The sequence below is a fragment of the Mesorhizobium sp. M7A.F.Ca.US.014.04.1.1 genome (genome assembly GCF_003998745.1).
Classification (GTDB): Bacteria; Pseudomonadota; Alphaproteobacteria; order Rhizobiales; family Rhizobiaceae; genus Mesorhizobium; species Mesorhizobium ciceri.
This window is the reverse complement of sequence record NZ_RZRW01000324.1, coordinates 1-6,680: the sequence shown is the minus strand read 5'-3', so window position 1 is coordinate 6,680 and position 6,680 is coordinate 1. Positions and strand designations below refer to the sequence as shown.

Below are 6,680 nucleotides of genomic sequence, written 5' to 3'. Positions count from 1 at the left end.
CCCCGCCTGAGAAGGACCGGTAGCTTACTCGGCCGCTGCCTGCGCCGAATTCGAGCCTATATAGTTGCGGATCGTCTCGATGATGCGGTCCTGGTCGGCTTCGCTGAGATAAGGGTGCATCGGCAGGCACAGGATCCGCTTCGGCAGGTCTTCCGAAACGGCAAGGCCGGTCGGCGTGCGCGGATAATCGCGATAAGCGACCTGGGCATGCAGCGGCTTCACATAGTAGATGACAGACGGAATGCCCTTTTCGCCGAGATGCGCCCTCAGCCCGTCGCGCTTCGGCGTCTCGATGGCGTATTGCGCCCAGGCCGAACGGCTGCCGTCCAGATTGCGGGCGGCGGTAACGACGTCGCCAAGCCCATCGGCATAGCGCTGTGCCACGACCTGCCGGGCGACCATCTCGTCTTCGAGAATGGCCAGCTTCTCGATGAGGATCGCCGCCTGTATCGTGTCGAGCCGCGAATTGATTCCGACGCGGACATTGTCGTACTGCGTCTCGCCCTTGCCATGAAAGGCGAACGAGCGAAGCTGTTCGGCCAGCGCATCGTCATTGGTGAACATCGCGCCGCCGTCGCCGTAGCAGCCAAGCGGTTTTGCCGGATAGAAGCTGGTCGAGCCGACCGCACCGAAGGAGCCGCACATCTTGCCGTCGAGCGAACCGCCCATCGACTGGGCGGCATCCTCGATCACCATCAGGCCTTCGCGGTTGGCGATCGCCATGATCGCCTCGTAATCGGCGGCAAGGCCAAACAGATCGACGGGAATGATTGCCTTCGGCTTCAGCCTTCCTTCCTTCTTGATCATGGCAATGGCCGCTTCGAGGCTGGCAATGTCGATGTTGTAGCTGTGCGGGTCGACATCGACGAACACCGGCGCGGCCTTGGCCAGCGCCACCACTTCGGCGGTGGCGGCGAACGTGAAGCTCGGCACGAACACCGCGTCACCCGGGCCGACGCCGGCTGCAAACAGCGGCAACAGCAGCGCGTCGGTGCCGTTGGCGCAGGCCACGACATGCTTGGTACCGATATAGGCGGCAAGCTTGTTCTCGAATTCGGTGACTTGCGGGCCAAGAATATAGCGGCCCTCGTCAACGACACGGTCGATCGCGGCCTTCAGCCGGTCGCGGATTCGTTCGCGCTGCGCGCCAAGATCGATGAACTGCATGTCGGCCTCAAAATGGGTTAGCCAGATAATCGGCCGCTGGTACCAGAGTTGCGCTTGCCGAGAAAGCCGGGCAGGCGGAGCCCTAAATTGCGGAAGTGTCGCAGTCCGTTACCAGTTTTCCCGGCGAATGTCAGTCAGATGCCGGAAATCCGGGCTTCGTCGGGCGCCATCCCGCCCTTATAGCCTTGGAAAGAGCCCCTGCGAAACATAAAGTGATCGATTGGGCTCAACTTATGTTGAGCGTTGCTCAGGCGATTTCATGTCGCCAGGGTGGATTGGCGCCGGCCCGCGACACGGTCACTGCCGCCGCCTTCGCGCCGAGCGCCAGCGCCTTATGGATGGCGTCTTCCGACAGTCCGGAAATCGCCGCCTTCGTCAGCAGGCCTTGCTCGTGCAGCGAGGCGAGGATGCCGGCGTTGAACGTGTCGCCGGCGCCGACCGTGTCCGCCACCTCGACCCTTTCGGGCATCACCGTGACGGCGTGCTCCTTGCTGTAGCCGATCGCGCCTTCGCCGCCATGGGTGACGACGATCAGCTTCGGGCCGCGGTCCAGCCAGTTGCGGATGACATCCTCATGCGAGCCGGCTTCGCCGAACCAGTTCAGGTCTTCGTCCGACAGTTTCACGATGTCGGCCATCGCCATCATGGTGCGAATGCGCTTGAGGTGCTTGGGCTTGTCCGGGATGAAGTTCGGCCGGATGTTGGGGTCGAGCATCATGACGCGGCTTTCATGCTCGCGCCGCATGAACTCTTCATAGGCACTGCCGGCCGGCTCGGAAATCAGGCTGATGGCGCCGAACAGCATGGCTTCGATCTCGTTGCCGAGCTGCGGCAAATCGTCGATCGTCAGCATGCGTCCGGCGGTGTTCTCGTCATAGAAAGTGTACGTCGCCTGGCCGTTGGTGAGCTTGACGAAGGCCAGCGTGGTTGGCCGTGGCGAGGTGTGTGCATAGGTGGAACTGACCTTGCTCGCCCCAAGCGCATCCCGGAATTGGCCGCCGAACAGATCCGACGACAGGCCGGAAAAGAAGCCGGCCGGCGCGCCGAGCCGGCCAAGTGCGATTGCCGTGTTGAATACGGCGCCGCCGACATAAGGCGCAAAGGCCGGCTCGCCCGCTGTCGTCGTGCGCGGCAGCATGTCGATCAGGGCTTCGCCGCAGCAGAGGATCATGGCTTCTTGGTCTCCGGCGGATAGATCACGCCCTTGCGTATGATGATGTTGGCGTAGAGCCGCGGCTCGCTTGTCGCGACGATGGCATGCGCCGATTTGACCCGTGCATAGAAGTCGGCGCCGGCCAGCGCAACCACCTTGCGGCCTGGCGCCCGTTTGGCGCAGATCGCTTCGATCTCATGATGGACAGGATCGGCAAGCGAGGGATCGCCTCGGACCGAGGCGCGAAACAGCGCCTCCGGCACGGCGTCATCGACAGGCAGGACACTCAATATCGCATCGAGTACCGGGATAAGAGGGTGGCCATCGGCGCGTACCAGTCGGGTTGCCTGCTGTTCCGCCGGATAGTTTCCGTCGACAAGGGCGATTTCGTCGCCATGGCCCATGCCGCGCAGGATCGCCAGAAGCTCCGGACCGAGCAGCGCCGGGATTCCGATCAGCATCAGGCGCTCCTGGAAATCGTCGTCGAGCCGATCAGGAAGCGTTCGGAAAGTGGCAGGCTGGCGCCGCCGAGCGCCCGGGCATGGATACCGACGGTTCCCTCGCGAATGGCGGGCAGCTTCAAGCCTTCGCCGTCGATCGTGGCGATTGCCGCAATGATGGCGTCGACCAGCTGGCGGCGCACCGCCTTCGGCATCCAGCCGTCGATCACCGCCGCTTCGAAATCGATGATCGAGGATGCGGCGACGATGGCGTAAGCGAGCGCCCTTGAGGCGCTGGCGATCCAGCCGTCGAGTTCGGGTCCGATCTCGCCCCAGTCGTCCGGCGAGGTCCACAGATGCGAGGCCTCGATGCCGCGCGCATTGAGCGCCTTTTCGAGCATGGCGATGGAAGCGACATCGATCAGTTGGGTCGGCTTGCCGTCCGGCCCGGGCACGGGCATGGAGCCGAGCGCTCCGGCATTGCCGGTCGGGCCGCCGAAAAGCCGGCCGTTCAGCACAATGCCGCCACCGGCAAAGGCGCCGATATAGAAATAGACGAAGTCACGCGCAGCGCCCGCCTGCCCGAAGACGAGTTCGGCGCCGCAGGCCGACGTGGCGTCGTTCTGCAAATAGACCGGAAAATCGCATTGCGCCTGGATGTCGGCCCTGATGTCGCGGTGACGCCATTCGTCCATCACGTCGCGCGGGGCGCCGGCGGTATCGGCCCAGTTCCACAATTCGAACGGCATGGCGATGCCCAGCCCGGCGATGCGCTTGTCTTGCGCGGGCGTCAGCTCGCCGCGCATCTGCCGCATGCCGTTGCTGACGAAGTCCACCGTCTCGCGCGGCGCCGGGTAGCGCTAGGAATGCTGTAGCATCGAACGGACATTGCCAAGGAAGTCGATCAACACCAGTTCAGCGCTGCGGCGGCCGATCTTCAGGCCGATGAAGAAAGCGCCTTCGGGATTGAGCGCCATCGGGATGGAAGGCTGGCCGATCTTGCCGCGCAACGGCGCCTGACGCAGCAGGAGGCTTTCTTCCTCCAGCTCGCGCATGATGACGGAAACCGTCTGCGCCGAAAGTCCGGTCATGCGGGCGATGTCGGATTTTGCCAGGCTGCCGTGTTGACGCACCAGCGACAGCACCAACCGCTCATTGTGGTCGCGCATGCCGCTCTGGTTGGTGCCGCGGTGAATGAGACTGTCATTCACCTCGGGCGAACCGTGCCTCGCAATGGCCGTTTCCACCCTGTTCCTCCCGTCGTTTCCCCTCAATGCTTTTGGGCCAGAATGGGTGAACGAAGCAATGCTGTCAATAATAAATAAGAGTGATTTAATTATTGACACGGGCTTCGGCCTGGTGTCTGTTAAGGCAGCGTCCACGCTGGGAGAATTTCGTTGGATGCGCTGCAGGTGCCGGTTGGCCGGCATCGGAATGGTTCCACTGGGAGGAAAATCGTGACCAATACAAAATTGTTGAAATCGACCGTGTTTGCCGCCGCGGCTCTGGGGCTGATGGCGTTTGCCTCGTCCGCATCCGCGGCCGGTGTCGGCGCCTGCCTGATCACCAAGACCGACACCAATCCCTTCTTCGTCAAGATGAAGGAAGGCGCGACCGCGAAGGCCAAGGAACTCGGCGTCGACCTCAAGACCTATGCCGGCAAGATCGACGGCGACAGCGAGAGCCAGGTCGCGGCGATCGAAAGCTGCATCGCCGATGGCGCCAAGGGTATCCTGATCACCGCATCCGACACCAAGGGCATCGTGCCGACCGTGAAGAAAGCGCGTGATGCCGGCCTGCTGGTGATCGCGCTCGACACGCCGCTCGATCCGATCGACGCCGCCGATGCGACCTTCGCGACGGACAATCTCGAAGCAGGCAAGCTGATCGGGGCCTGGGCCGCCGCCACGCTCGGCGACAAGGCCAAGGACGCCAAGATCGGCTTCCTTGACCTGACGCCTTCGCAGCCGACTGTCGACGTGCTGCGCGACCAAGGCTTCATGATGGGCTACGGCATCGATGTAAAAGATCCCAACAAGATCGGCGACGAGACCGATCCGCGCATCGTCGGCCATGACGTCACCAACGGCAACGAAGAGGGCGGCCGCAAGGCGATGGAGAACCTCCTGCAGAAGGACAACACCATCAACGTCATCCACACCATCAACGAGCCCGCCGCTGTCGGCGCCTACCAGGCGCTCAAGGCTGTCGGCCTCGAAAGCCAGGTGCTGATCGTTTCCGTCGACGGCGGCTGCCCCGGCGTGAAGTCGGTGGCCGAAGGTGTCATCGGCGCCACTTCGCAGCAATACCCGCTGCAGATGGCTGCACTCGGCATCGAGGCGATCGCCGCTTTTGCCAAGGACGGAACCAAGCCGAAGCCGACCGAAGGCAAGAACTTCTTCGACACCGGCGTCAACCTGGTGACCGACAAGCCGGCCACCGGCGTCAAGTCCATCGACACCAAGGAAGGCCTCGCCAAGTGCTGGGGCTGATGCCGTTCTGACCGGCATCCAAGGAACCTGAGCGGTCGGGGCTTGATCCCCGGCTGCTTCGGGTGGACGATGGCTCGCGTGACCGCGAACAATCCCGGCAGCAGACCGGAAAGGCGTGGACTGGCGTCGGCGTTTGGCTGAAGCCTACGGGGAGAAAACATGGCTCAAGCTCAGGAATTCGAGAAGGTTCTCTCGAGCAGCGACACCAGCGTTGCTGCTTTTGACGAGCACAAATCGGCCGTCAAGCGTATCCAGCATTTCTTGCATTCGACGCCGGCCGCGGTGCCGCTGATCGTCCTGGTTCTGGCGATCATCGTCTTCGGCATCACCATCGGTGGGCGTTTCTTTTCGTCCTACACGCTGACGCTTATCCTGCAGCAGATCGCCATCATCGGCATTCTGGGGGCTGCGCAGACATTGGTCATCCTGACCGCAGGCATCGACCTGTCGATTGGTGTGATCATGGTGATTTCAGCGGTGATCATGGGCAATTGCGCGGTCTCCTACGGCATGCCGAGCGCGCTCGCAGTGGCGATCGGGCTTGCCGCCGGCGCCGCCTGCGGGCTGCTCAACGGGGTGCTTGTCGCCTACATGAAGCTACCACCCTTCATCGTGACGCTTGGCACCTGGAACATCGTCATGGCCACGAACTTCATCTATTCGGCCAACGAGACGATCCGCGACACCGACGTCGATACCCAGGCGCCGCTGCTGCATCTCTTTGCCATCAGCTTCAAGGTCGGCACTGCGGTGCTGACGCTCGGCGTCATTGCCACGGTCCTGCTCGTGATGATCCTCTGGTACGTGCTCAATCACACGGCGTGGGGCCGCCATGTCTACGCCGTTGGCGATGACCAGGAGGCGGCGAAGCTGTCGGGCATCCAGACCAAGAAGGTGTTGATGACGGTCTACACCTTGGCCGGCCTGATCGCCGCTTTCGCGGCCTGGGTCTCCATTGGCCGCAACGGCTCGATCTCGCCGTCGGCTGCCGTCACCGACTACAATCTGCAGGCCATCACCGCGACGGTGATCGGCGGTATTTCCCTCTTCGGCGGACGCGGCTCCATCCTGGGCACGCTGTTCGGCGCGATGATCGTCGGCGTCGTTTCCATGGGCCTCAACATGCTGGGCGCCGATCCGCAATGGAAGGTGCTGCTCACCGGTGTGCTGATCATCGGCGCCGTGGCAGTCGACCAATGGATCAGAAAGGTGTCGGCATGACCATGACCCAGGAGCCCATCCTCACCGCGCGTGGCCTGATCAAGCGCTATGGCCGTGTCACCGCCCTCGACAATGCCGACTTCGACCTTTATCCCGGCGAAATCCTCGCCGTCATCGGCGACAACGGCGCCGGCAAGTCGTCGCTCATCAAGGCGATTTCCGGCGCGGCCGTGCCCGACGAAGGCGACATCAGGCTTGAACGCAAAC

At 62.9% G+C, this 6,680-nt stretch carries 6 protein-coding genes and 1 pseudogene; 3 read left to right on the top strand and 4 right to left on the bottom strand.

Translation table 11 applies throughout. From position 1 onward, the window contains the following. Window positions 1-24: 24 nt before the first annotated feature. The 4 genes and pseudogenes from EOA22_RS20690 to EOA22_RS20675 form a co-directional block, all read right to left on the bottom strand. The gene (locus tag EOA22_RS20690; protein WP_013532708.1) at window positions 25-1,167 is read right to left on the bottom strand and encodes a DegT/DnrJ/EryC1/StrS aminotransferase family protein; all 1,143 of its coding nucleotides are present in this window, start codon (window positions 1,165-1,167) and stop codon (window positions 25-27) included. 247 nt (window positions 1,168-1,414) lie between these two features. Beyond that, entirely contained in the window at window positions 1,415-2,338 is a 924-nt protein-coding gene (locus EOA22_RS20685) for a carbohydrate kinase (RefSeq protein WP_013532707.1), read from the bottom strand. Next, window positions 2,335-2,781 (bottom strand): RbsD/FucU domain-containing protein, encoded by a 447-nt coding sequence (locus tag EOA22_RS20680; protein WP_013532706.1) that lies wholly within the window; start codon window positions 2,779-2,781, stop codon window positions 2,335-2,337. The genes EOA22_RS20685 and EOA22_RS20680 overlap by 4 nt, the downstream gene beginning before the upstream one ends. Further along, window positions 2,781-4,007, bottom strand: a pseudogene (locus EOA22_RS20675) (ROK family protein). The gene EOA22_RS20680 and the pseudogene EOA22_RS20675 overlap by 1 nt, the downstream one beginning before the upstream one ends. Before the next feature lie 228 nt (window positions 4,008-4,235). Here EOA22_RS20675 and EOA22_RS20670 point away from each other — a divergent pair. The 3 genes from EOA22_RS20670 to EOA22_RS20660 form a co-directional block, all read left to right on the top strand. Continuing rightward, window positions 4,236-5,252, top strand: coding sequence for a sugar ABC transporter substrate-binding protein (locus EOA22_RS20670; RefSeq protein ID WP_024503693.1), 1,017 nt, complete (start codon window positions 4,236-4,238; stop codon window positions 5,250-5,252). A 159-nt stretch (window positions 5,253-5,411) separates the two neighbouring features. Beyond that, complete coding sequence (locus EOA22_RS20665; RefSeq protein WP_013532703.1) at window positions 5,412-6,473, top strand: ABC transporter permease; 1,062 nt, start codon at window positions 5,412-5,414, stop codon at window positions 6,471-6,473. Between the two features lie 2 nt (window positions 6,474-6,475). Continuing rightward, window positions 6,476-6,680 (top strand): ATP-binding cassette domain-containing protein (locus EOA22_RS20660; protein WP_164755685.1); only part of this gene is annotated, 205 nt, incomplete at its 3' end.

Coding starts and splice junctions, on each gene's coding strand:
- EOA22_RS20690 (WP_013532708.1), bottom strand. CDS start 1,167: ATGCAGTTCATCGATCTTGGCGCGCAGCGCGAACGAATCCGCGACCGG.
- EOA22_RS20685 (WP_013532707.1), bottom strand. CDS start 2,338: ATGATCCTCTGCTGCGGCGAAGCCCTGATCGACATGCTGCCGCGCACG.
- EOA22_RS20680 (WP_013532706.1), bottom strand. CDS start 2,781: ATGCTGATCGGAATCCCGGCGCTGCTCGGTCCGGAGCTTCTGGCGATC.
- EOA22_RS20665 (WP_013532703.1), top strand. CDS start 5,412: ATGGCTCAAGCTCAGGAATTCGAGAAGGTTCTCTCGAGCAGCGACACC.